Genomic DNA, 21,192 nt, shown 5'->3' with positions numbered 1-21,192 from the left:
GAGTACCTGGCTACGAACCAGGCGGTCGGAGGTTCGAATCCTCCCAGCCGCGCCACTATCGCAAACCTGTTTTAAGCGGCTGTAGCTCAGCTGGATAGAGTACCTGGCTACGAACCAGGCGGTCGGAGGTTCGAATCCTCCCAGCCGCGCCATATTAAAGTCAAAACGCCTCAGTTTATGCACCCGACAACTGGGGCGTTTTACGTTGTATGGCTGGGAAGATTTGAACCGATAGAGGTTCGACCGAACCCCGCGAAGTGGGGTAAGGAACGCCGGAGCAACGCGACGGCAGCCCCGAAGGGGAAGGGCCGAAGGCCCGCCTAATCCTCCTAGCCGCGCCATATTAAATAAAAAACCCCGCTTTGAGCGGGGTTTTTTATTTCTGTTACCACATCAAATCATCCGGAATCTCATACCCTGCGTAAGGGTCGTCCTCTCCGGCATCATCCTGCTTGCGATCGTGCATCGAAATCACGGCGGTTTCGTCTCGCTCCATAATCTTACGGGCTACTTTGTCTGGGACCACTTCGTAGTTGTCGCCAATTGCCACAATCGCAAGCCGGCCGCGGGAGAGCTGGTCGACCATGGTGTCATCCACCAGGATTTTCTTGATTTTCTTTCCGTCGACAAACTGGTAAGACGTTTCGCCCCGGCTGCGATCCAGTCGGTTGGTTTCAATCAGCTGTCGGATCTGTGCCTGAATAGCTTTCTTTTCCGCCTCCTTTTGCCTTTCTAGGTTCAGCTGGCGGTCACGCTCGGCCTTTTCAAGGCGAGCCTGGCGAGCGCGTTCCTCGGCTTCATTCACCTGGACCGCACCTTTGGGTTGCTGCTTGCGTTGCTTGCGTTTTTCGTTTCGTATGCTTTTGGCTTTCTTTTCGTCGGCCAGCCCGGCCTTGAGTAGTTGTTCCTGCAAAGACGCCATCAGTGACTCCGTTGATTCGTGATAAACTGCATATTATGAACCTCTAGTATACGCCGACGTTATTCCCGCAATAACCCACAAACATTTACCTCGTGGATTTTTCTATGTCTTCTTTTAAAGAGCTGGGGCTTTCTCAGGCCATGCAGGCAAATCTGCAGCGGTTGGGTTTTGAGCAGCCAACTGGCATACAGGTCAAGGCATTGCCGCCAGCCCTGGCCGGCAAGGATGTGATTGCCATGGCGCAGACAGGCAGTGGCAAGACGGCTGCTTTCGGCATTCCACTGGTGGAGCGCCTGAAGCCAAAGCAGTTTGCGGTGCAGGCGCTGGTGTTGTGCCCGACCCGGGAGCTGGCTGATCAGGTGGCCAAGGCTCTGAGAGAGCTGGCGCGGGCGCAAGACAACGTAAAAGTACTCACGCTTTGCGGGGGTGTTCCCATAGGGCCCCAGATCGGTTCGCTCAGCCATGGCGCCCATATCGTGGTGGGCACGCCGGGCAGGGTTGATGACCACCTGCGCAAGGGCACGCTGACCCTGGGCCGCGTGAACACGCTGGTGTTGGACGAAGCAGACCGAATGCTGGATATGGGGTTTGAAGAGGTGGTGTTGTCCATTCTTGAGCAAACACCCAAAGCCCGGCAAACCCTCCTGTTTTCCGCAACCTGGCCAGAACCGATCCGGGCCATGAGCGAGCGCTTCCAGGTTGAGCCGGTGGATGCCAGGATTGAGGCAGAAGAGGCTACCAGCAGTATTTCAGAGGTGTTCTACGAAATATCGCCAGACCAGAAAGTTCGGGCAGTGGCAGCCTTGTTGTCTGAGTATCAGCCAGTATCTTCTCTGGTTTTCTGCACGACCAAACGGGATTGCGACGAGCTGGCGCAGGCGCTTGAGGCGCTCGGCTTTGCTGCTATGTCACTGCATGGGGATCTCGAGCAGAAAGACAGGGACAGCACGTTGGTCAAATTCGCCAATCAGAGTTGCACGGTCATGGTCGCCACCGATGTGGCTGCTCGTGGCCTGGATATCAAAGCGTTGCCCCTGGTGATCAATGCGGAGCCTGCCCGCGACCCGGAAATACACACCCATCGCATTGGCCGTACCGGGCGTGCCGGTGAACAGGGGCACGCGATTACTCTGTGCGCGCCCAGCCAGGGCCATAAAGTCTCGCGGCTTGAAGCTGCTCGTGGGGAGTCTGTTGTTTGGGGTGATTCCGAAAGTCTGCTGGCGCAAACATTACGTCCGGTACGCCCGGCCATGAAAACCCTGTGCCTGGCCGGTGGCCGAAAAGACAAAGTGCGCCCGGGCGACGTGCTGGGCGCCTTGACCGGGGACGCGGGTATTCCGGGTACGGCAGTGGGAAAAATAGATCTGTTCGATTTCCAGTGTTTTGTGGCCGTTGATGAAGCCTGGGCAGATAAAGCTTTGGCCCGGCTTGAGAAAGGTAAGGTCAAAGGCCGCAAAATCAGGGTTCGTTATGCCTGATTCCGGTTTCTGAGGGAGGGGTGTATGGCCGTCAAATCAGGCCAGGAAGCTCGGAAAGTCCCTATAGAAATGTTTAGTTCAGGTTGCTCCTGATCAATGAAAACGGTAAATTACGCAGGATTTTGCCTCCCGGTTTGTTTGTTTCAGCCATTAGACTTTGGTCTGGCGGCTGAAAGCGGCGAAACGGGGAAATCACACAAATCAATAACAGGTAGCTATTCGATATGAATGAGCTGATGTCACAAGCCGTCGATTTGATGATTGCCGGTATGGGCTTTGTGTTCGGATTCCTGATTATTCTGGTTTTCGCAACTTTGCTCATGTCCAAACTCATTGGACGGTTTGCGCCGCCAGAGCCGGCAACCCCGGCCAGAACGCCACGTGCCAAGCCGAAGGCGCCCGCGTCGGTTGATCCTGACACCGCCGAGGCCATCAAGAAGGCGATTGCACAATACCGGGCACGCCACAAGAAGTGACCCGTTGCACGATTAGAACCTTTTAACAGAAGGCTGACACGATGACTGATACCAAGAAACCGCTGGGGATTACGGACGTAATTCTGCGTGACGCCCACCAATCCCTGCTTGCCACCCGTATGCGGCTTGATGACATGCTGCCCATTGCCGAGAAACTCGACAAAGTCGGTTTCTGGTCTCTGGAATCCTGGGGTGGTGCTACCTTTGATTCCTGTATCCGTTACCTGGGCGAAGACCCATGGGAGCGCATCCGCGAGCTGAAAAAAGCCATGCCCAACACCCAGCAGCAGATGCTGTTGCGTGGTCAGAACCTGTTGGGCTATCGCCATTACGCGGATGATGTGGTTGATCGTTTCTGTGAGCGTGCCGCCGAAAATGGCGTTGACGTGTTCCGTATCTTTGACGCGATGAACGACCCTCGCAACATGGACCGCGCCATCAAGGCGGTTCGTAAAACCGGCAAGCATGCCCAGGGTACCATTGCCTACACCACCAGCCCGGTGCACACCATCGACATGTGGGTTGAGCTGGCGAAAGAAGTCGCGGATATGGGTGCCGATTCCATCGCCATCAAAGACATGGCGGGCATTCTCAAGCCTTACGTAGCGTATGAGCTGGTCAGTCGTCTGAAGAAAGAGCTGGATATCCCGATCCACATGCAGTGTCACGCCACCACCGGTATGTCTACCGCCACCGCTATCAAGGCTGCGGAAGCCGGTATTGATAACGTGGATACGGCGATCTCCTCCATGAGTATGACCTACGGCCACTCGCCCACTGAGGCAGTGGTGGCCATTCTGGAAGGTACCGACCGTGACACCGGCCTGGACCTGAACCTGCTGGAAGAAATTGCCGCTTATTTCCGCGAAGTGCGTAAGAAGTATGCCAAATTTGAAGGCAGCCTCCGTGGAACCGATTCCCGTATCCTGATTGCCCAGGTTCCGGGCGGCATGCTGACCAACATGGAAAACCAGTTGCGTGAGCAGAACGCCAGCGACAAGTTTGACCAGGTTCTGGAAGAGATTCCCAAGGTTCGCGAGGATCTGGGCTTTATTCCGCTGGTTACCCCGACCTCCCAGATCGTAGGTACCCAGGCGGTTCTGAACGTTCTGACCGGCGAGCGTTACAAGTCCATCTCCAAGGAAACGGCTGCCATCCTGAAGGGTGAGTATGGTGCAGCGCCGGCACCCATGAACAAAGAGTTGCAGGAACGTGTTCTGGACGGCAAGGAAGTGATGACCTGTCGCCCGGCGGATGCACTTGAGCCGGAAATGGACAAGCTGACTGACGAGCTGAAGGATATCGCCCAAGAGAAGGGTATCAAACTGGCAGAGCAGGAAGTTGACGATGTTCTGACCTACGCCCTGTTCCCGCAGATCGGCCTGAAATTCCTGGAAAACCGAGGCAACCCGGATGCGTTCGAGCCAGTACCAAGCGCCGATGACGTTGCTCCCGCTAAGAAGGCCGCTGGCCCTGAGACCTACACCGTGGAAGTTAACGGCAAGAAGTTCGTTGTTGCTGTTAACGAAGGTGGAGAGATCAGCCAGATTGAAAGCCAGGGCGGTGCTTCCGCTGGTGCTTCGGCAACGCCAGCTCCGGCGGCCGGTGAGGGCGAGCCTGTGGTTGCGCCTCTGGGTGGTAACATCTGGAAGGTTCACGTCTCTCCCGGTGACACCGTGGAAGAAGGCGATGTGCTGATTATCCTCGAAGCCATGAAAATGGAAACCGAGGTGCGTGCACCCAAGGCCGGTACCATCGGTGAAGTCTTCATCAAGGAGGGGGACGCCGTCTCCGTTGATGATGAAATGCTGACAATCGCATAAGGGCCAGCATTCCATGGAAAAGTTATTGACGTTGTGGACAGGTAGTGGCCTGTTCAACATAGAGCCGGGCCAGGTGGTGATGATCATCGTTGGCCTGGTGCTTCTCTATCTTGCGATCAACAAGAAGTTTGAGCCGCTGCTGCTGGTACCCATCGGGTTTGGCGGTATTCTGGCGAATATTCCGGAGGCAGGGCTGGCCCTGTCTGCGGCTGAGAACGCTATCCATTTTGCCAAGCCTGAGGTCTACGCGGCCCTGGCGAGCACACTGGATGTGGCCTATCAGGCCGGTCAGGTGGTGACGCCCGAGGTAAAAGAGGCCTTCAAGAACGCTTACGCCACAGCAGGCTATGGCACCGTGAGTGCTGCGGATTCCATTGCGCAAAGCTTTGGTTACGGGCACGGGATGCTTCATAGCTTCTACATGGTGATTATCGGTTCTACCGTTGGCCCACTGCTGATCTTTATGGGTGTTGGCGCGATGACCGATTTTGGCCCGTTGCTGGCTAACCCCAAGACGCTGCTGCTTGGCGCTGCAGCGCAGTTCGGTATCTTCGGTACTGTGATTGGTGCGGCGCTTCTGGACTGGACCGGTATCCTCGAGTTCACCATCATGGAAGCGGCAGCTATCGGTATTATCGGTGGTGCAGACGGCCCAACCTCTATCTACGTATCAAGCGTTCTGGCCCCGCATTTGCTAGGTGCGATTGCGGTGTCTGCCTACGCTTATATGGCGCTGGTGCCGATGATCCAGCCGCCGATCATGAAGGCTTTGACCACCCAGAAAGAGCGCGCCATCAAGATGTCGCAGCTGCGCCCGGTTAGCAAGAAAGAGAAGATTATCTTCCCGATCGTGGTACTGATCGCGGTGGTTCTGTTCCTTCCGGATGCGGCTCCACTGCTGGGTATGTTCTGCTTCGGCAATCTGATGCGTGAGTGTGGCGTGGTTGAGCGTTTGAGCGATACTGCCCAGAACGCGCTGATCAACATTGTGACCATCTTCCTCGGTCTGTCTGTTGGCGCGAAGCTGGTAGCGGACAAGTTCCTGGATGGCCAGACTCTGGGTATTCTGGTACTGGGTATGGTGGCTTTTGCCGCTGGTACCGCGGCAGGTATTTTGATGGCCAAGCTGATGAATAAAGTGAGCAAGGAAGCGATCAACCCGTTGATTGGTTCTGCCGGGGTGTCTGCGGTGCCGATGGCGGCGCGGGTATCCAACAAGATTGGTCTGGAAGCTAACCCGCAGAACTTCCTGCTGATGCACGCTATGGGCCCGAACGTGGCTGGTGTTATCGGCTCTGCGGTGGCAGCGGGTGTGATGATCAAGCTGCTTGGCTGATTGTTGTTCACTGCTGTATTGAGAGAACCCTGCTTCGGCGGGGTTTTCTTTTTTCTGAACCTTGGAGTTTGTGTTTTTTAGCCTGATATTTGGGGGGGGGCACCAGTGTGGGACTGCTTTCCAAAAAACGCTCCTGGCGGCACATCCCTGTAGCGCTTCGCTCCGGCCATCCATGGCCTCCGAGATTTTTGGAAAGCAGTCCCACACTGGTGCTTTGCACTTAGGAGACATATCTTTCAAATTTAGTGAAAATCTCTGGAGCTGACTGGCAACGCGTTAATCAGGTGACTAAGGTCAGACAGTTTTCCTGCCATGATATGAACGATATCCCCCTCTTTTTCGATAACTCCCTTCACGTGTAACAACCGGGCGGTGAGTAACGGTTTGCGTTGGCGGCGGGCGGTGTCTAGCCAGACGACGACGTTGACGTTGCCGGTTTCGTCTTCGAGGGTGACGAAGGTAACGCCTGAGGCGGTGCCGGGGCGTTGGCGCCCGGTGACCAGGCCGGCTACTTGTACGGGGATGCCGGGGCGGGTGGTTTTGAGTTGGTCGGCGGTGAGGCAGTGGCGCAGGTGGCCTTGTTCGCGGAGCAGGGCGAGGGGGTGTCTTTGTAATGTTAAGCCCTGGCTGCTGTAGTCGGCCAGTACGTTCTGGCCTTCGGTAGGTTCGGGGAGCAGGTGGCAGGGTTCCGGGGTGTAATCGGCCATGGTGTCGTTGGCGAAGAGCTCTGCCGGTTCTTCGTGTTCGAGTAACTGCCAGTAAGCCTGGTGGCGGTTGCTGGTGAAGCCGGGCATGGCGTTGGCGCCGGCGAGGAGTTCCATGTCGCGCTGGTTGAGGCCGGCACGGGTGCGCAGTTCGGCGGCGCTTTGGTAGCCGTTTGCGGGGCGGTTCTGGTGGATGCGTTCGGCACCGCTGGAAGACAGGCCCTGTATGATTCTGAGGCCGAGGCGCAGGTGTTTTTCCTTGCCTTGCAGGGTATGTTCCCAGGCGCTGTGGTTCACATCCGGTGGCAGCACGGTTACCTGGTGGCGCTGGGCATCCTGTACCAACTGGCTTGGGGTGTAGAACCCCATGGGCTGGCTGTTGAGTAGGGCGCAGTAGAAGGCGGATGGGTGGTGGCGTTTGATCCAGGCGGAGACGTACACCAGCAAGGCGAAGCTGGCGGCATGGGATTCCGGAAAGCCGTAGCCGCCGAAACCGCAGATTTGCTGGTATAACCGCTCGGCAAAATCCGGGTCGTGCCCCCGTTCCAGCATGCCGCTGATCAGTTTGTCCCGGAACGGGGTGAGGTCGCCGTGGGATTTCCAGGCGGCCATGGCGCGGCGCAGTTTATCGGCTTCGCCGGCGCTGAAGCCTGCCGCCACCATGGCCAGTTTAATGACCTGCTCCTGGAAGATCGGCACGCCCAGGGTGCGCTCCAGCACCTGGCGGACGGCATCGTTGGGGAATTCTACTGGCTCCAGGCCATGCTTGCGGCGCAGGTAGGGGTGCACCATGTCGCCCTGAATCGGGCCGGGGCGGACGATGGCCACTTCGATCACAAGGTCGTAATAAGTTTCCGGTTTCAGGCGCGGGAGCATGTTGATCTGGGCTCGGGATTCCACCTGGAACACGCCGATGCTGTCGCCTTTTTGCAGCATGGCGTAGGTGGCCGGGTCTTCCTGGGGGACATCCTGCATGGTGAAGGTTTGGCCCTTCTCCTCGCTGATCAATTCCAGCGCCTTACGGATGGCGGTGAGCATGCCGAGGGCCAGTACGTCCACTTTCATCAGCCCCAGGCTTTCCAGGTCGTCTTTGTCCCACTGAATAACGGTGCGGCCTTCCATGGCGGCGTTTTCCACCGGCACCAGTTCGGCCAGTGGGCCGGAGCTGATCACAAAGCCGCCTACGTGCTGGGACAGGTGGCGGGGAAAACCCAGTATCGTGTTTACCAGAGTGAAGAACTGCTCCGCCACTTTCGGGTTACGGGTGAGCCCCTTATCCAGAATCTGCTGGCGCCAGTGGTTGGCTTTGTCACGCCAGTCGATGCCGTCCAGCAGTTTTTCCACGAGGGCGACATCAAACCCCAGCGCCTTGCCCACATCCCGGATGGCGCTGCGGTAGCGGTAGCGGATAACCGTAGCGGCCAGCGCCGCCCGTTCCCGGCCATAGCGTTGGTAGATGTACTGGATAACTTCTTCCCGGCGCTGATGCTCGAAGTCCACATCGATATCCGGCGGTTCGTCCCGGTCTTTCGAGATGAAGCGTTCGAACAGCAGCTCGACCCTGGCGGGGTTTACTTCGGTAATCCCCAGGCAGTAACACACCGCCGAGTTGGCGGCCGATCCTCGCCCCTGGCATAAAATACCGCGGCTGCGGGCAAAGGCCACGATGTCGTGGATTGTGAGGAAGTAATGCTCGTAGTTGAGCTCCGAGATCAGGCCTAATTCTTTGCGGATTAACGCCTGCACCTTCATTGGCGTGCCCTCTGGGTAGCGGCGCCGTTCGCCTTCCCGGGTCAGGCGTTTGAGGTAGGCCGCCGGGGTTTCACCTTCCGGTACAAGATCAGGTGGGTATTCATAGCGCAGGCGGCCGGGCTCAAAGTGGCAGCTGTTGGCAATGTTCACGGTTTCCTGAAGCCAGGCCCGGGGGAACAGGCGTTGCAGTACCGGGAGCGGGCGCAGGTAGCGTTCGCCGTTCTGGAACAGGCAGTGGCCGGCGTTTTCGACCGTGCAGTGGTGGCGCAGGGCAGTGAGTACATCTTGCAGGGGCTGGCGCTCCCTGGCGTGCATGTGTACTTCGCCGGTTGCGGCAATGCCAAGTTTGAGCTGTTCGGCCAGCTTGCGTACACGAGCCAGCTGTTGCTCTTCGCCCGCTTCCAGGGTGCGGGTGGCGCCAATGCGCAAGCGTTGCTCAAACAACCGTTGCAACCATTCGCCACAAGCCTCGGCTTGCTCGTAGCTGGCAGCCGACGATGCCGGTGGTAGCCACAGGCAGAGGCAGTTATCCAGCTCATGGGTTTCGATATCCCGGGCAAACAGCTGGTATTGGCCTTTCTCTGCCCGGCGCCGGCCGGTGGTGATCAACTGGCACAGCTGGCCGTAGCCCTTGCGGGACTGGGCCAGCAGGATGAAGCGGGGCGTGGCAGCGCCGGCCGGGGCATCTTCCAATTCAAACCAGCTGCCGGTAATCAGCTTTACCGGGCTGTCTTTCAGGCCGGCCCAGGCTCTGGGAATGCCGGCAACGGAGCAGGCATCGGTGATGGCGATAGCGTTGTAGCCCAGTTCCAGGGCACGTTCGGCCAGCTCGTGGGGGTGTGAAGCCCCGGTCAGAAAAGTGAAATTGCTGAAGCAGAACAACTCTGCGTAGCCGGTAGTCATCAGCCAAACCATCCGTGTATGAACCAGCCACCCTGAACGTCCCGGAACACCCAGGCCAGTTCGCCACCCGGCAACTGGGCGATGTAGTAATCCCGGTGAACCCGCTGGCCATCCCACCAGCCACCGCTGATGCGCTCCGGGCCGGAATGCCAGGTCTCCGGGGGCTGAGCCAGAGGCCGGGGAGCCTTCAGGAGCCACAAGGGGCGCCGGGGCAGGGTCACTGAAGCCTGTGGCCGGGGTTTACCGGGTTTGCCCGGATTGCTGGCAGACCAGGCACACTCGGGCCGGTGATCAGCCCTGGCCGCAAGCCGTTTCAGGGACTGTTCGCCCAGGCGTGCCTGCAGGCGGCTGATCAGCATGTGCCAGGCTTCGTCCAGGTCTTCCGTTTCGCCCAACAGATCCCGGCCTACGGGGGCTTCCCGGCCGGTGAAGCGTTTGACTGCCAGAATCAGGCCGGTGACGGGTGCGCTCAGGGGGTGTTGGTCCAGCTTCAGGCGTATCAGTTTCAGAAACATCTCGGCCCGGTGTTCTGGCCCGGTGGTGCGAATGCGTAAACGGGTGGCTTGCTGATGCCGGTGTTGCAGAATCAGTAATAGGGTATCCGTGTCTTGCTGGCGCCAGCACAGGTCTTCTTCCAGTTCTGACAGAATCCGCTGTAGTGAGAACAGCAGCCCCTCGGTGTGCTCCACTTCGTGAACGAAGTCGGCTTTTTGCCGGAAGCTGTAGGGTGGTTGCCAGGGGGCTTTTGGGTCTGGCCGGGTACCCTGGATTTTCTGGACCATGGCCAACAGTTCTGGTGACAGTCGCCGGGCCAGCTCTGTGGGGGGCAGGGCAAACACTTCTGCCAGGGTGTTCAGCCCCAGGCGTTGTAAACGGGTGCAGGACTTTTCATCAAACCCTGTGGCTGGCAAGGGCAGGCTTCCCACCGATGTAAGAATGTGGCGTTTGTCTGCCGTGCATTCCCCTTTGCCGGCCCGGGCCAGTAATTGTGCGGCCAGGGGCGTATGGCCAATGGCGACCCAGGCGTTCAGTTTACGTTCGGCCAGCGCCTGCTCCACGGTTTGCCAAATAGAAGGCAAACCGCCATACAGTTTCTGCAGGCTGCTGACTTCTGCCCAGATACCGTCTGGCGGTGAGAGGGTAATGTGTGCTGCATAGCGATATAGCCAGCGCGCCTGGTCTTCCAAAAGCCAGGCTTCCTGCCTGGCTTCGGTACGCATGATACTCAGTTCTGGTGCCAGGCCCAGGGCAGTCTTCAGGCGCATACCAGCTTCAATACCAAGATCCCTGGCGTTTGGGCAGGCCTGAACCACGGTATGCCCGGCACCGTCCACAATCGCCAGGGCTCCTGTGGATGGCTGATTCCGGTGGATGTGGTCAAGCAGCAAATGCGGGAAGTGCAGGTAAAGCCAGAGCATGCAGCTTACCCTTGCGAGCGGGGCCATGGCCCCTGAACCACACGGGATGAATCCTGAGTGGTGATGTCTGCCCGGTGCCCTAACGCCAGGGAACAACGCTGGCCAGGCCAGCTGCCACGGCGCTTGATGATGTTTACTTTGAGGTCCTGGTGATCCCCTGGCATCAGTTCCAGGCGCAAAGCCGCAGGTGAGTTTTGATCCGCCTGCCGGCGGCTACGGAAAAGCACGCACACATTGCCGCCGGCTTCTGATGCCAGCTGTAGCCGCCGGATATCCCGGCTGGCAAGCTTGCCAGGCCAGGCGAGCACCAAACCGGTTACCGGTGAACGCAGGCAGTTTTCAAGTGTCCACAGGAAATCGCCCTGATCGTCTGTGCTGATCACCACCAGATAGTCCAGATTCACGCCTTCCCGGGCCAGGGCAGGGGCATAGGGCGTGTGTGGCGGGTTCAGCCAGAAAACGGTCTTGCCCTGCTCAGACAAGCGCCGCATTAATGGCAAAACAAGGTGCAACTCACCAATGCCGAGGGCATCCAGCAGGCATTCGCTCAACGCGCCCCGGGGCCAACCCAGGCCGCCCAGTTGATTATCCAGAACCTGATAGCCTGTCGGCTCTGCTGGCTGCGTAGTTTTTCTATGCTTGTGGCCCTGCCATACGCGGGCATCCTGCAGAAGACTGCTGAGAAGGTCACTCATGGGGAAATCCCTGAATACTGTTTATATATACAGTATTATTGTGAGGGCGGAATTTCAACTACCCACTTGATAAAACCGCTCACGCCACCCACGCTGGACACAGTAACCAGAAGAGGAGAAATAGCCATGACAAAACTAAGCCAACATGCCTGTGAAGCCTGCCGTTCAGACGCACCGAAAGTGACCGGCCAGGAGAAGCAGGAACTGCTGAGCGTGATCCCAGACTGGGAAGATGTGATGGTGGACGGCGAGGAGCAGCTACGCCGGGTCTTCACCTTCAAGAACTTTGTGGAAGCGCAAGCCTTCACCAACAAAGTGGCGGACCTGGCGGAGGCTGAAAACCATCACCCCGCGATTTTGCTGGAGTGGGGCAAAGCCACCGTGCGCTGGTGGACCCACAAAATCGGCGGTTTGCACAAAAATGATTTCATCATGGCCGCCAGAACAGATGAGCTTTATTAAAAGGCCTCGTCCACCGGGCTGCGCACACCAAAGCCGCCTTTACGGACAACATGGGTAAAGATTTCGGTGGTACGGACATCGGAATGGCCGAGTAGCTTCTGGATGGTGCGAATGTCGTAGCCGGCTTCAAGCAGCCTGGTTGCAAAGCTGTGACGTAGGACGTGACTGTTTGCCTGCTTGTAGATGCCGGCTTCTCGAATGGCCGCCCCAATAGCTCTTTGAACACTGCGATCCAACAGATGGTGTCGACGCAGGGTATTGCTACGTGGATCTTTGGATAGCTTGCCAGCTGGAAACAGGTATTGCCAGGCTGGTTCCTTGGCCGCCTCCGGAAACTTGCGATTTAGTGCAGAGGGCATGTAAACCTCACCATGACCACTGGCCAAATCTTGCTTGTGTTGTACAAGGCAGAGCTCGATCTGTAATTCCAGTGGTTTTAGCAATGACTCCGGGAGCAGGGTTGTTCTGTCCTTATTGCCTTTGCCGCTGCGAACAATAATCTGCTGCATGCCAAAATCAATATCTTTTACTCGAAGCCTCAACACTTCGTTAATCCGGAGTCCTGAGCCATACATCAGGCGTGCCACTAGTTGGGAGGCACCTTCTAGATTGCTTATCACAGCTTTGGCTTCGTCATGCGTAAACACCGTTGGCAGTCGCCGAGGTTTTCTTGCTAGTTCAAAAGACAACTCATCCAGAGGTTGTTGAAGGAATTCACGAAAAAGAAATACGATGGCATTCAGCGCTGTTCGCTGTGTACTAATACTGCTGTTGCGCTGAACCGCGAGATGAGAGAGAAATTGTTCCACTTCTTTTGTGGCGCAGGTGGAGGGGTGTTGCATGCCATGAAACCGGATAAACCGTTTGATCCAGTGGCAATAGGTTTGTTCGGTTTTGTAGGCCAGGTTCCGGCTTCGAATCAAAGAGCGAAGCTGATCCATGAAGCGGGTTGAGTTCTCTGGTAGCTTTGGTGGTTCATCCAGAATCATGCTTATAGCCTCCTTGCTGTTTGGATATACAGTGCTCTAAGTTTTGATTGGTGTAATTGCACGATGAGAAGTGGTGCTATACGACATGTGTCGCAAAATTTCGTGTTTTTGATATGACGGTCTTACAAACCACTGAAAAATATGGAAGAGTTGGTATCAGTGAAATGCAGATAAGCAAACGAGCTCCTTGCGGGATCAGCGACATTTGACGCATATTTCCCGGCTGGTATTGCTGGTGCCAGATAACTTGTTGTTGACAAAAGAGAAAACTAAGTTGGTGTATGGGGTTGCTTGTAATAAGCGTATTTTGCATAGATGTCTTTTGTCATTGAATTAGCTGTTAAATGCTTGATCAAAAATGAGAGAAGTTATCGACTTAAGCACGATTTCAGAGGTTGAGAAGGATATCTATCTCAATGACTCTTGGTGCGACAAGTGCAACGAAGCTGATCTTGGCATCGTGGAGGCGGAGTTGTACGTTGAAAGTGGCCGTAAGTATATTAGGGGTAATTGCAAAATATGCGGCACAGAGTGCATTTCTGAGATCATAGAAAAACAAGTGAAGTAGCTGTCGTGTGCTGCTTGCATTTAACAAGTGGCTGTTGTCGGACGCACCTGCGCTAGCGCTCCGGTACGCCGCAAAGCCAGAGCGTTAGGCTATCCCCAAACAAAGTGAAGGAAGGTCAAACTTATGATTTTATTTCGCACATTGCTTGTAGTTATTTTTCTCGCATTAGTCGGTTACACCGCTATAGTCGTCAGCAACCATGGCATGGGGCTTCTGCCCGTGTTTTTCGGTGATATAGCTCAAATGGCGTGGCCAGGTCAGTTCAATCTTGATTTTATGTGCTTTCTGGTGCTCTCGGCAGTTTGGGTTTCATGGCGTCATGAGTTTTCAGGTGTTGGCTTACTTCTTGGTTTGATCGCGTTCTTTAGCGGTGCGCTTTTTCTTAGTATCTATCTGTTTATCCAAAGCTTTAGGGTCAATGGTAACGTTGGCGCTTTGCTTCTTGGTCCAAGTCGAGCGTAAGTACCAGAGCCTAACAAGGCAATTAAATTCGTTCCGGCCCGAAGGGCCTCCACCGGACGCCCTTGTCAGGGCGCCGTTTATTGCTGGCGTTAGCGAAAAAAGATATGGATGAAATCGGCGAGCAAATTCAAGAATTAAAGAAAGCGCTCTTGGACGTAGGTCTTTCGTACGATATCTGGTGGGAGCTTTCGAATAGGGAGGCTCGAACAGAGCATCTGGATGACTTAAACCAGTACACGATTTTCTTCCAATCGACCATTCATGCTCATTTTTTGACTGTAGTAATTACCCTCTATCGGTTGTTTGAAAACAGGCGGGACACGATCAACCTGCCGAACCTTTTCCGACAAGTTCGTGAGAAAAAGCTCGTTGCTCCCGAGGTTGAGAATAAACTGGAGTCTGCTGCCAAGGAGATTCGGGAAAACTGGACGAAAATCTGCATACTTCGGTCGAACGTGTTTGGGCATCGAAGCAACAAGCTCAGTATTGCGGAGTTCTACAAGCGTGCTGGTATCACGCCAGATGAAATCAAAAGCCTTATAAAGCACATGCAAGATGCCATGAATATAGTTAGTGGCGAGGTGTTGGAGCTTGAGCATTCCTTCGACCTTAATCCTGCGGAGGAGGTAAAGAGGTTGCTTGACGATATTGCCGAACTCCGAAAATCTCGCTAACAAGTCACAGCACCGGACGCCACTGTCGTGGCGCCGGTGTGCTCAGCGTTATACACAAGGAATGTTCATAGATCATGGCAAGGAATCGCGGCCAAAGTGGGCCAATTGAAACAAGGTTGATCAGCCTTTTTGCATCGCTGTTTTTCTCGATCCCAACGGCAGTATTCGTTTGGCTCTGGGTCAATTTGGAGCTTGCCGTCTACTGGGATGGCTTTCTCAGCAGTCGTTACCTCATTTCCTGTATCTTGGTTTTTGCTGTGTTGGCGTTGCTGCTCCCGAAACTGTTTCCATCTATTCTCGGGGGTGTCTGGCGCGGTATAGCCAAGGTTTGGCATTGGTGGGGGTGGTAGCCTTATGTATAACCAATCGTTCAAGTTCGCTACCGGCCTGGCGGCCGTCCGCCGGACGCCTACTACGCTGCGCTTCGCAGGCGCCGCTTAACATTCAGCGTTAGAGCTTACTGATCACACATGGAGAGTCTGAGATTTTGGAATGGCTTCCTGTTTTGGGTGCGTTCTTTACATTGGCCCTTGGGACTTTGGGGCTGGTCGCTCCCCGAAAAATCGCGGGCCTCGTTGGTATCGCCCCGGGGGGAAAGCTGGGGCTATCGGAGGTTCGGGCTACCTACGGCGGCATTTTCATTGGGTTGGGTATCGCGTGTTTGCTCTTCCAGCAGTCGGAGGTTTACGTCGCTGTCGGGCTGGCATGGTTAATTGCGGCAGCAACTCGCGCAGTTTCTATTTTTCTGGACCGAGCTTTCAGTGCTAAAAATGCGGGTGGCATAGTCGTTGAGGCAGGGATCGGCCTTTTGCTGGTCGCAAGTGTGCTCTAACCAGTGCATCAAATTCGTTCCGGCCCGATGGGCCTCCACCGGACGGTTTTATCTCCGCTTCGCTGCGTAAAAAAAACCGCCGTTTATGCAAGCGTTATGTGGTTCCAGCCATGCTACACTCACACGTTTGAACCATGTTTAATCACGGGTAGCCAGGAAGCTACTTTTACTGAAAGGAACTCTCACCATGAGCAATCTTATTGCCGCCTGCGTTGGCGATATGCACGTCTGCCCGATCAAAGGGCACGGCTCTTCTCCCATCATGCCAAACGGCTCCAGCATCCTTGTCGAAGGTAAATCTATTGCCCGCGTGGGCGATGTAACCGGTTGCGGTGCGGTTATTACCCGAGGCTACCCGCTGGCGTTGGCCGACGGTATGCCAGTGGCCTACCTTGGCGGCCCTACCAGTCATGGCAGTTCTATTGTCAGTGGTAATCAGCGAGTAATACTTGGCGTTGCCACAACCACCGCACCCGTAGTGGATTTTGCCATGGCAGGCGCACTGGATGACAAGGGCCAACTTACTCCCACAGCCAGATAATTGCTGGACAAAGACCCACAGGAGTTTGTGCGCAAAGCGGCACAGAAAGGCGCATTGATTGACGAAGGCGTTTCCAACGAGTCACCGGAGGACTCGCCCGAAGAAGAGAACCGCCCCAAAGTCCGGATAGAGGCTGGCATATTTTTCGACTGCACTGGCAATAACCGCGACAACACCCAGACGTATCAACAGCAGATGGACGAGTGTCTGACGGCCAATGCGGCCGGAGCCATCTCAGAAGAAGAATGCAGTAGTGAACTGTCGCAGATTATGGGTGGTAGCTACCTCAATGCCGAAACCAATGTGTCCAAGCTTGAGAACCTGTATCAGCGAACGGGTGGCCAGGGCGAGAATTGCGAGACCATAGTCAGGCTTTCGACCTACGTGCCTGGTGTCGGCACAAAGTCCGGTGATCCCGACGACAGTCCGAGCATGGGGCTTGGCCTTGGAGATCAAGGCATATTGAAAAAGATTGAGGAAGGCAGTAATGATTTCGCTTTCCGATTAAGCCGTGCCGTCACAGAACCCATCGACGAACTGGTCCTCGACGTTTTTGGTTTTAGCCGTGGGGCGGCCACCGCCCGGCATTTCATCAGCCGGGAGATTTATGACACCACCGGCTCTTTATACGGCGAGTATAAAGGTAGGTTGGTCAAGGCCTTCGAGCGGGAGGGAATTCCCTGGCCGAACAAGGTTACTGTCCGTTTTCTAGGGCTATTTGACACCGTTGCTGCGGTTGCCGACCTGGATAATCTCGATTTTTCTGCCCACGATGTCGATACGGGATGCATCAACGTTAACGTACAACCAGAGCATGTCGAGCGAGCCGTGCAATTTGCTGCCCGAGATGAACGCCGACACAACTTTTCACTGAACAGCTTGCGAAACGAATCCGGAAACTTACCTGAACATTTCAGCGAATGGGTGTTGCCGGGTGTTCATTCCGATATTGGTGGTGGTTACCAGGATCGTTTTCAGGAGCGTATCGAAGTTCGCCCGCCCCTCATGTTCAAAGGAAAGGATCGCCGCAATCCCGAAGCGAGTTTTGAGTTCTCACGCATGTTGCAGGAGCGCGCACTGATTAAAAACGAGGGCTGGATTGGGCCACTGAATCCGTTTGCCACACTGGAGATAGAACAGGAGCGCCCACGTAGTTTGCCTGGTGGAGATGTCACGCTTCGTCTGTGGCTGGATCGAGAAGTCCGGGGTGAATATTCTCGAATTCCGCTTTACCTCAAGAGCTTTTACCCGTTGCCAGGAACCTTGCCGCCCATGTGTGGTATAGCAATGAACTGCTGATTTCCTCGGAGTCCAAGGCACTATTGAAGCAACGGTATATCCACCACTCCGATCATTACCTGACAGTGTACGTGAAAGGCGCATGGCCGATTTACCCGTTTCAGCCGGCCAAATATGGTCGACGTGTTATCCATCCAAACAAGACCAAGTGAGGAGGAGGGGGAAACGCTATGAAAATTCAATGCCTTGTGCTCAGTGTGTGCGTACTTTTGTTGTCAGGATGCTCGGAGCAGACAGCCTCCGAACGATCAAAGCCAGGTCCCAACTCGACTTACCGGAGTATTGGTGTTGTGGCGCCTAGGCATTACGATGTCTGGGTGGACAAGTTTTATATTGAGTCCTTGTCAGAGGGTATAGGTTGGCGTCGTCCATTTGGGATTGTCTCTTGTTGCTGGAAAAGCGCTCCGCTGTCCGGCGCTGAATGGCAAACCACCCCTGAACTGTTCCTGATACGTTGGTTTTCATTTGCTGAACAGCAGTCCTACGAGGCTGTGATCAAGCTGGATAATCCAGACGAGATTGTGGAGAAAATGAAAGAGCCTGCACCGTTTGAAAGCTTTGGTGAGATCGCTGTTCGGCCTCGGGACACGCTTGTGCTGGGTCTGGCACCCGGCGGTACTGTTGTGCTCTGGATCATGAATCGTGGAGAAAATGCCATTGAGGTTGGGCGGTACCAGGCGAAACCATACGATTACCAAAAAGAAGGAGAGGACTATACTCGCCGGACTGAAACCTACCTCGAAAGAGAGGGGGACTTCCTGCAAAAAAATGGAATACGATATGACGGTTGGTGAATGAGTACTTCTGACCAATGAGCCAAGCACCACATAACCATGCTATGCACCGGATGCCAAACCCTCCGCTTCGCTCCAGCTTTGCCACCGGTGATGGCGGGCGTTATGTGGTGGGCAGTTTTTCCGTAGCCCAGCGAGACATGTTCCCCAAAACGTACCCTGCAGTCTGGAATGACCTGAAAGTCGCAGGTAGGCTTTGAGAGCAATCAACGGAACGATTGATACAACCAAAGAGGAAAAGGAATGAACTACGACGAAAGGGAATACGTCGCCGCAGCGGTCAATTATTTTTGGAAAGGGCTCGCTAAACCGCACACGGTAAATGAGAACGCCGCCAAAGTTATCTATGAAGCTCTTTCTGAAGTTCAGTCGTGCACGGCTTCAATAGATCTCGTACCGAGACCCACTTATACCCCGAGTATCAGTTATATAGTCAAAGAAGTGGCGAAAATAGGAAAGCGGATAATGTCTGGTGACACATCAGCATATAACATGTGTCGTGATCGTGTGGCAGTAAATTATAGAACATTTATGGAAGAAGCTTTAATGGGGCTTTAATATGAAAAGGTCTACACTATTTTTATTGGCAATAACTTTTTCGACTTTTGCGTTCGCTGAAAGCGATCACTTTAAAATGTCTTACCACGGTTATAACTTTTATCTTCCAGAAGCTCCTAAAGCTTTTGGGTTTCTCGGGTCTAAAAACGACACAATCGTTTTAAAGTACGGAGATGGTCCCGGAGAAGGTTTGGTCGGATTCAGTGTTGAAAGTGAAATGGCGACTGGTGGCTGCGACCCTGAGGAGTTCTTTAAGGAGGTACTGGGGAAAGCCGAGAACGATTGTGACAGGCTGGCAGTCGAGTCATTTCAGCATATTTTTGTTGAAGATCGAGACGTCGGAGCTTGGTCGGGTGAAGGTCATAACTTTTATTATTTCGTTAGCGATCCCAAGACCACAGTATTCTTTGCAACCAGAGATTCTAATAATAAAATTTTAAAGGTGGATACTAACTTTTTAACTAAAAAGACACTGAAAAAATTATTCAAAGAGTATCTTCATTAGTGTTGTACATCACTCATCAGTACATAACAAGGCAATGCACGCGACAAGCGCGTGATTGCGGCGTTAAGCTCTATTGTTGCGTGATGCGCACCATGCTATTATTCCCTCATGATTAAATCTTGCCGTCACAAAGGACTGAAGCGGTTTTACTCGACCGGCAGCACGGCGGGCATACAGCCTGACCATGCCAAGAAACTGCGTATGCAGTTAGCTGCTCTGGATACGGCCACGTCGGTGGAGGACATGGATATCCCTGGCTTTCGGCTTCACCCACTGAATGGTAAAGACAAGGGGCGGTGGTCGATTCGGGTTAACGGAAATTGGCGAATGACGTTCGAATTTCAGGACGGCAACGCCTACATTCTTGATTATGAGGATTATCACTAATGACTATGCATAATCCGCCGCATCCTGGTGAATTCATTCGGGAGGTGTACCTGGAGCCTTTCGGTATCAGTTCCCGTCAGCTTGCTTCCAGTCTGGGCGTATCACCTTCCACTATGTCTCGGCTGCTCAAAGGAGATAGTGGTATTAGCCCGGAAATGTCATTGCGGCTATCCAAGGTTATCGGGCGCACTCCTGAGAGCTGGTTGGCAATGCAGGACATGTACGATCTTTGGGTGGCCCGCAATAAGGTCAATCTGGATGGCATTCATCCTCTGGACTTCGAAGCAGCTTAACCAGCGGCTGTTGTCGGACGCGCCTGCGCTGGCGATCCGGCACGCCGCAAAGCCAGGCTACATGGACTCTTCCTGCGGTCAAGCAACGCCATTTGATTCCGAAGCGGTTTGAGACTGCAGCTCTACATTCGGCCTCTTTGTGAGCATTGTTGCCCGGGCCAGGGTGATGATGCGTGTGAGTGATGACCTCATTCGTTAGTCGGCTTTTTTCAGCCGCAAGGCTTTACAGGTTCAATCACTCTCGGTCTGACCGTTCCGTCATCGCTTGCCGTTGCTAGACTCGGCGGGCAGGCGTGTTCTGCCTGTCGTTGTTGCCTGGTTATCAGCCCTCCACAGGCCGGGTTTTGAATTCGGTTTGGTTCATTAGTAGCGCCCCGATAATCCGGGCATTTTTCGCGGCCAATGCCACAGCGGCTCTCTTGTATCCGCGGCGTTCGAGCAACTCTTTGGCCCACCCGCTGAGCCGATCGTTCTTGTCGGCAAGTTTGGCAATCACCGCTCGGGTGCCATGGATCAGCAGTGTTCGCAGGTATTTGTCCCCCCCGCTTGGTGATTCTGCCTAGCCGGGGCCTGCCTCCGGTCGAGTATTGCCTGGGAACGAGCCTCAGCCAGGCGGCGAAGTGTCGTCCGCTTTTGAACTGTCTGGGATCGGGCGCACTGGCCAAGATCGCGGTGGCAGTTTGTGGTCCAATCCCTGGAATGGCCATCAGCCGTTTGGCCTGTTCGTCGCGCCGGGTCATCGCCTCGATTTCCCGGTCATAGGCCAGTATCTCTTCATCGAGCTGGAGAATGCGCTGGTTGATGTTGTTGAGTAAACGCCGGGCCAGCATGGGTAAACCGTTTTCAGCATCTTCCAGGATTTCGGGAATTCGATGTCGGGCGTGATAGCGCTCTTGAGGAATAATCAGTCCGAAATCGGCCAACAGACCACGAATCTGGTTGATCTGCGCGGTGCGCTCTTTGGTCAGCCCACGGCGGATGCGATGCAGGCACAGAACGGCTTGCTGGTCATCAGTCTTAATGGGAACGAAGCGCATGTTGGGCCGACTGACGGCTTCGCAGATGGCCTCGGCATCGTTGTCATCGTTCTTGCTGCTCTTGCGATACGGCGCGACAGAGCGGGACGCAATGATCCGGGCATCGTGGCCGAGTTTGGTCAGCTCCCGGGCCCAGTAGTGCGCGCCGGAACAGGCTTCCATGCCGATCAGGCACGGCGGCAGTTGTGCGAAGAACGCCAACAGTTTGGGGCGATTGAGCCGTTTGCGAACCACGACCTTGCCGTGTTGATTGGTGCCATGAATACTGAATTCCGTAGGCGCGA

General features: G+C 54.9%; 21 protein-coding genes, 1 tRNA gene and 1 pseudogene. 17 read left to right on the top strand and 6 right to left on the bottom strand.

Annotation, left to right across the window (positions count from 1 at the left end; genetic code table 11):
• Window positions 1-75: 75 nt before the first annotated feature.
• A tRNA-Arg gene (locus tag ACTZWX_RS04070) sits at window positions 76-152 on the top strand.
• 233 nt (window positions 153-385) lie between these two features.
• Here ACTZWX_RS04070 and ACTZWX_RS04065 read toward each other — a convergent pair.
• Window positions 386-922, bottom strand: coding sequence for a DUF2058 domain-containing protein (locus ACTZWX_RS04065; protein ID WP_061332700.1), 537 nt, complete (start codon window positions 920-922; stop codon window positions 386-388).
• Window positions 923-1,026: 104 nt separating this feature from the next.
• Between ACTZWX_RS04065 and dbpA the strand changes: the two genes are divergently transcribed.
• The 4 genes from dbpA to ACTZWX_RS04045 all read left to right on the top strand — a co-directional run bounded on the left by dbpA (window position 1,027) and on the right by ACTZWX_RS04045 (window position 6,035).
• Window positions 1,027-2,400, top strand: coding sequence for an ATP-dependent RNA helicase DbpA (dbpA, locus tag ACTZWX_RS04060; protein ID WP_444712831.1), 1,374 nt, complete (start codon window positions 1,027-1,029; stop codon window positions 2,398-2,400).
• A 224-nt stretch (window positions 2,401-2,624) separates the two neighbouring features.
• Window positions 2,625-2,876, top strand: a complete 252-nt coding sequence (locus ACTZWX_RS04055; RefSeq protein WP_444712830.1) for an OadG family protein — start codon at window positions 2,625-2,627, stop codon at window positions 2,874-2,876.
• 41 nt (window positions 2,877-2,917) lie between these two features.
• Window positions 2,918-4,699 carry a sodium-extruding oxaloacetate decarboxylase subunit alpha gene (oadA, locus tag ACTZWX_RS04050; RefSeq protein WP_444712829.1) on the top strand — a complete coding sequence of 594 codons (1,782 nt, stop codon included), beginning with the start codon at window positions 2,918-2,920 and terminating at the stop codon, window positions 4,697-4,699.
• A 13-nt stretch (window positions 4,700-4,712) separates the two neighbouring features.
• Window positions 4,713-6,035: a sodium ion-translocating decarboxylase subunit beta gene (locus ACTZWX_RS04045; RefSeq protein ID WP_444712828.1), complete on the top strand. Its 1,323-nt coding sequence runs from the start codon at window positions 4,713-4,715 to the stop codon at window positions 6,033-6,035.
• Window positions 6,036-6,277: 242 nt separating this feature from the next.
• Here the strand turns inward: ACTZWX_RS04045 and ACTZWX_RS04040 are convergent, their stop codons facing one another.
• Genes ACTZWX_RS04040 through imuA form a run of 3 tightly spaced genes read right to left on the bottom strand, consistent with a single transcriptional unit; the run spans window position 6,278 to window position 11,507 of the window.
• Window positions 6,278-9,394 carry an error-prone DNA polymerase gene (locus ACTZWX_RS04040; RefSeq protein ID WP_444712827.1) on the bottom strand — a complete coding sequence of 1,039 codons (3,117 nt, stop codon included), beginning with the start codon at window positions 9,392-9,394 and terminating at the stop codon, window positions 6,278-6,280.
• Window positions 9,394-10,812: a Y-family DNA polymerase gene (locus tag ACTZWX_RS04035; RefSeq protein ID WP_444712826.1), complete on the bottom strand. Its 1,419-nt coding sequence runs from the start codon at window positions 10,810-10,812 to the stop codon at window positions 9,394-9,396. The genes ACTZWX_RS04040 and ACTZWX_RS04035 overlap by 1 nt, the downstream gene beginning before the upstream one ends.
• Before the next feature lie 5 nt (window positions 10,813-10,817).
• Entirely contained in the window at window positions 10,818-11,507 is a 690-nt protein-coding gene (imuA, locus tag ACTZWX_RS04030; protein WP_444712825.1) for a translesion DNA synthesis-associated protein ImuA, read from the bottom strand.
• A gap of 126 nt (window positions 11,508-11,633) precedes the next feature.
• Between imuA and ACTZWX_RS04025 the strand changes: the two genes are divergently transcribed.
• Complete coding sequence (locus ACTZWX_RS04025; RefSeq protein ID WP_061332708.1) at window positions 11,634-11,969, top strand: 4a-hydroxytetrahydrobiopterin dehydratase; 336 nt, start codon at window positions 11,634-11,636, stop codon at window positions 11,967-11,969.
• On the opposite strand, the gene ACTZWX_RS04020 is transcribed toward ACTZWX_RS04025, so the two are convergent.
• Window positions 11,966-12,958: an integron integrase gene (locus ACTZWX_RS04020; protein WP_444712824.1), complete on the bottom strand. Its 993-nt coding sequence runs from the start codon at window positions 12,956-12,958 to the stop codon at window positions 11,966-11,968. The two genes, ACTZWX_RS04025 and ACTZWX_RS04020, sit on opposite strands and share 4 nt — an antisense overlap.
• 691 nt (window positions 12,959-13,649) lie before the next feature.
• Between ACTZWX_RS04020 and ACTZWX_RS04015 the strand changes: the two genes are divergently transcribed.
• From ACTZWX_RS04015 to ACTZWX_RS03965, 11 genes are all read left to right on the top strand, one after another.
• The gene (locus ACTZWX_RS04015) at window positions 13,650-13,988 is read left to right on the top strand and encodes a hypothetical protein (protein ID WP_444712823.1); all 339 of its coding nucleotides are present in this window, start codon (window positions 13,650-13,652) and stop codon (window positions 13,986-13,988) included.
• Between the two features lie 62 nt (window positions 13,989-14,050).
• Window positions 14,051-14,662: an AbiU2 domain-containing protein gene (locus ACTZWX_RS04010; RefSeq protein ID WP_444712822.1), complete on the top strand. Its 612-nt coding sequence runs from the start codon at window positions 14,051-14,053 to the stop codon at window positions 14,660-14,662.
• A gap of 74 nt (window positions 14,663-14,736) precedes the next feature.
• A complete protein-coding gene (locus ACTZWX_RS04005) occupies window positions 14,737-15,012 on the top strand; it encodes a hypothetical protein (protein ID WP_444712821.1) in 276 nt (91 codons plus the stop codon).
• A 137-nt stretch (window positions 15,013-15,149) separates the two neighbouring features.
• Window positions 15,150-15,494 carry a DUF4345 family protein gene (locus ACTZWX_RS04000; RefSeq protein WP_444712820.1) on the top strand — a complete coding sequence of 115 codons (345 nt, stop codon included), beginning with the start codon at window positions 15,150-15,152 and terminating at the stop codon, window positions 15,492-15,494.
• A 187-nt stretch (window positions 15,495-15,681) separates the two neighbouring features.
• The gene (locus tag ACTZWX_RS03995) at window positions 15,682-16,035 is read left to right on the top strand and encodes a PAAR domain-containing protein (RefSeq protein ID WP_444712819.1); all 354 of its coding nucleotides are present in this window, start codon (window positions 15,682-15,684) and stop codon (window positions 16,033-16,035) included.
• A gap of 27 nt (window positions 16,036-16,062) precedes the next feature.
• On the top strand, window positions 16,063-17,334 hold the full coding sequence (locus tag ACTZWX_RS03990; protein ID WP_444712818.1) for a T6SS phospholipase effector Tle1-like catalytic domain-containing protein: 1,272 nt from the start codon (window positions 16,063-16,065) through the stop codon (window positions 17,332-17,334).
• Between the two features lie 170 nt (window positions 17,335-17,504).
• Complete coding sequence (locus tag ACTZWX_RS03985; RefSeq protein WP_444712817.1) at window positions 17,505-18,128, top strand: DUF2931 family protein; 624 nt, start codon at window positions 17,505-17,507, stop codon at window positions 18,126-18,128.
• 243 nt (window positions 18,129-18,371) lie between these two features.
• Window positions 18,372-18,686, top strand: coding sequence for a hypothetical protein (locus ACTZWX_RS03980; RefSeq protein ID WP_444712816.1), 315 nt, complete (start codon window positions 18,372-18,374; stop codon window positions 18,684-18,686).
• Window position 18,687: 1 nt separating this feature from the next.
• Complete coding sequence (locus ACTZWX_RS03975) at window positions 18,688-19,191, top strand: hypothetical protein (protein ID WP_444712815.1); 504 nt, start codon at window positions 18,688-18,690, stop codon at window positions 19,189-19,191.
• Window positions 19,192-19,299: 108 nt separating this feature from the next.
• On the top strand, window positions 19,300-19,578 hold the full coding sequence (locus ACTZWX_RS03970; RefSeq protein WP_444712814.1) for a type II toxin-antitoxin system RelE/ParE family toxin: 279 nt from the start codon (window positions 19,300-19,302) through the stop codon (window positions 19,576-19,578).
• A complete protein-coding gene (locus ACTZWX_RS03965; RefSeq protein ID WP_444712813.1) occupies window positions 19,578-19,871 on the top strand; it encodes a HigA family addiction module antitoxin in 294 nt (97 codons plus the stop codon). Before ACTZWX_RS03970 ends, ACTZWX_RS03965 begins: the two co-directional genes overlap by 1 nt.
• 322 nt (window positions 19,872-20,193) lie before the next feature.
• On the opposite strand, the pseudogene ACTZWX_RS03960 reads toward ACTZWX_RS03965, so the two are convergent.
• Window positions 20,194-21,172: pseudogene (locus ACTZWX_RS03960) on the bottom strand (IS110 family RNA-guided transposase).
• Between the last annotated feature and the right edge of the window lie 20 nt (window positions 21,173-21,192).

It is taken from the genome of Marinobacter sp. NSM, assembly GCF_052380025.1.
Taxonomy (GTDB): domain Bacteria; phylum Pseudomonadota; class Gammaproteobacteria; order Pseudomonadales; family Oleiphilaceae; genus Marinobacter.
Note: the sequence above shows the minus strand (reverse complement) of the source record. Positions and strands in the feature narration are given on the sequence as shown.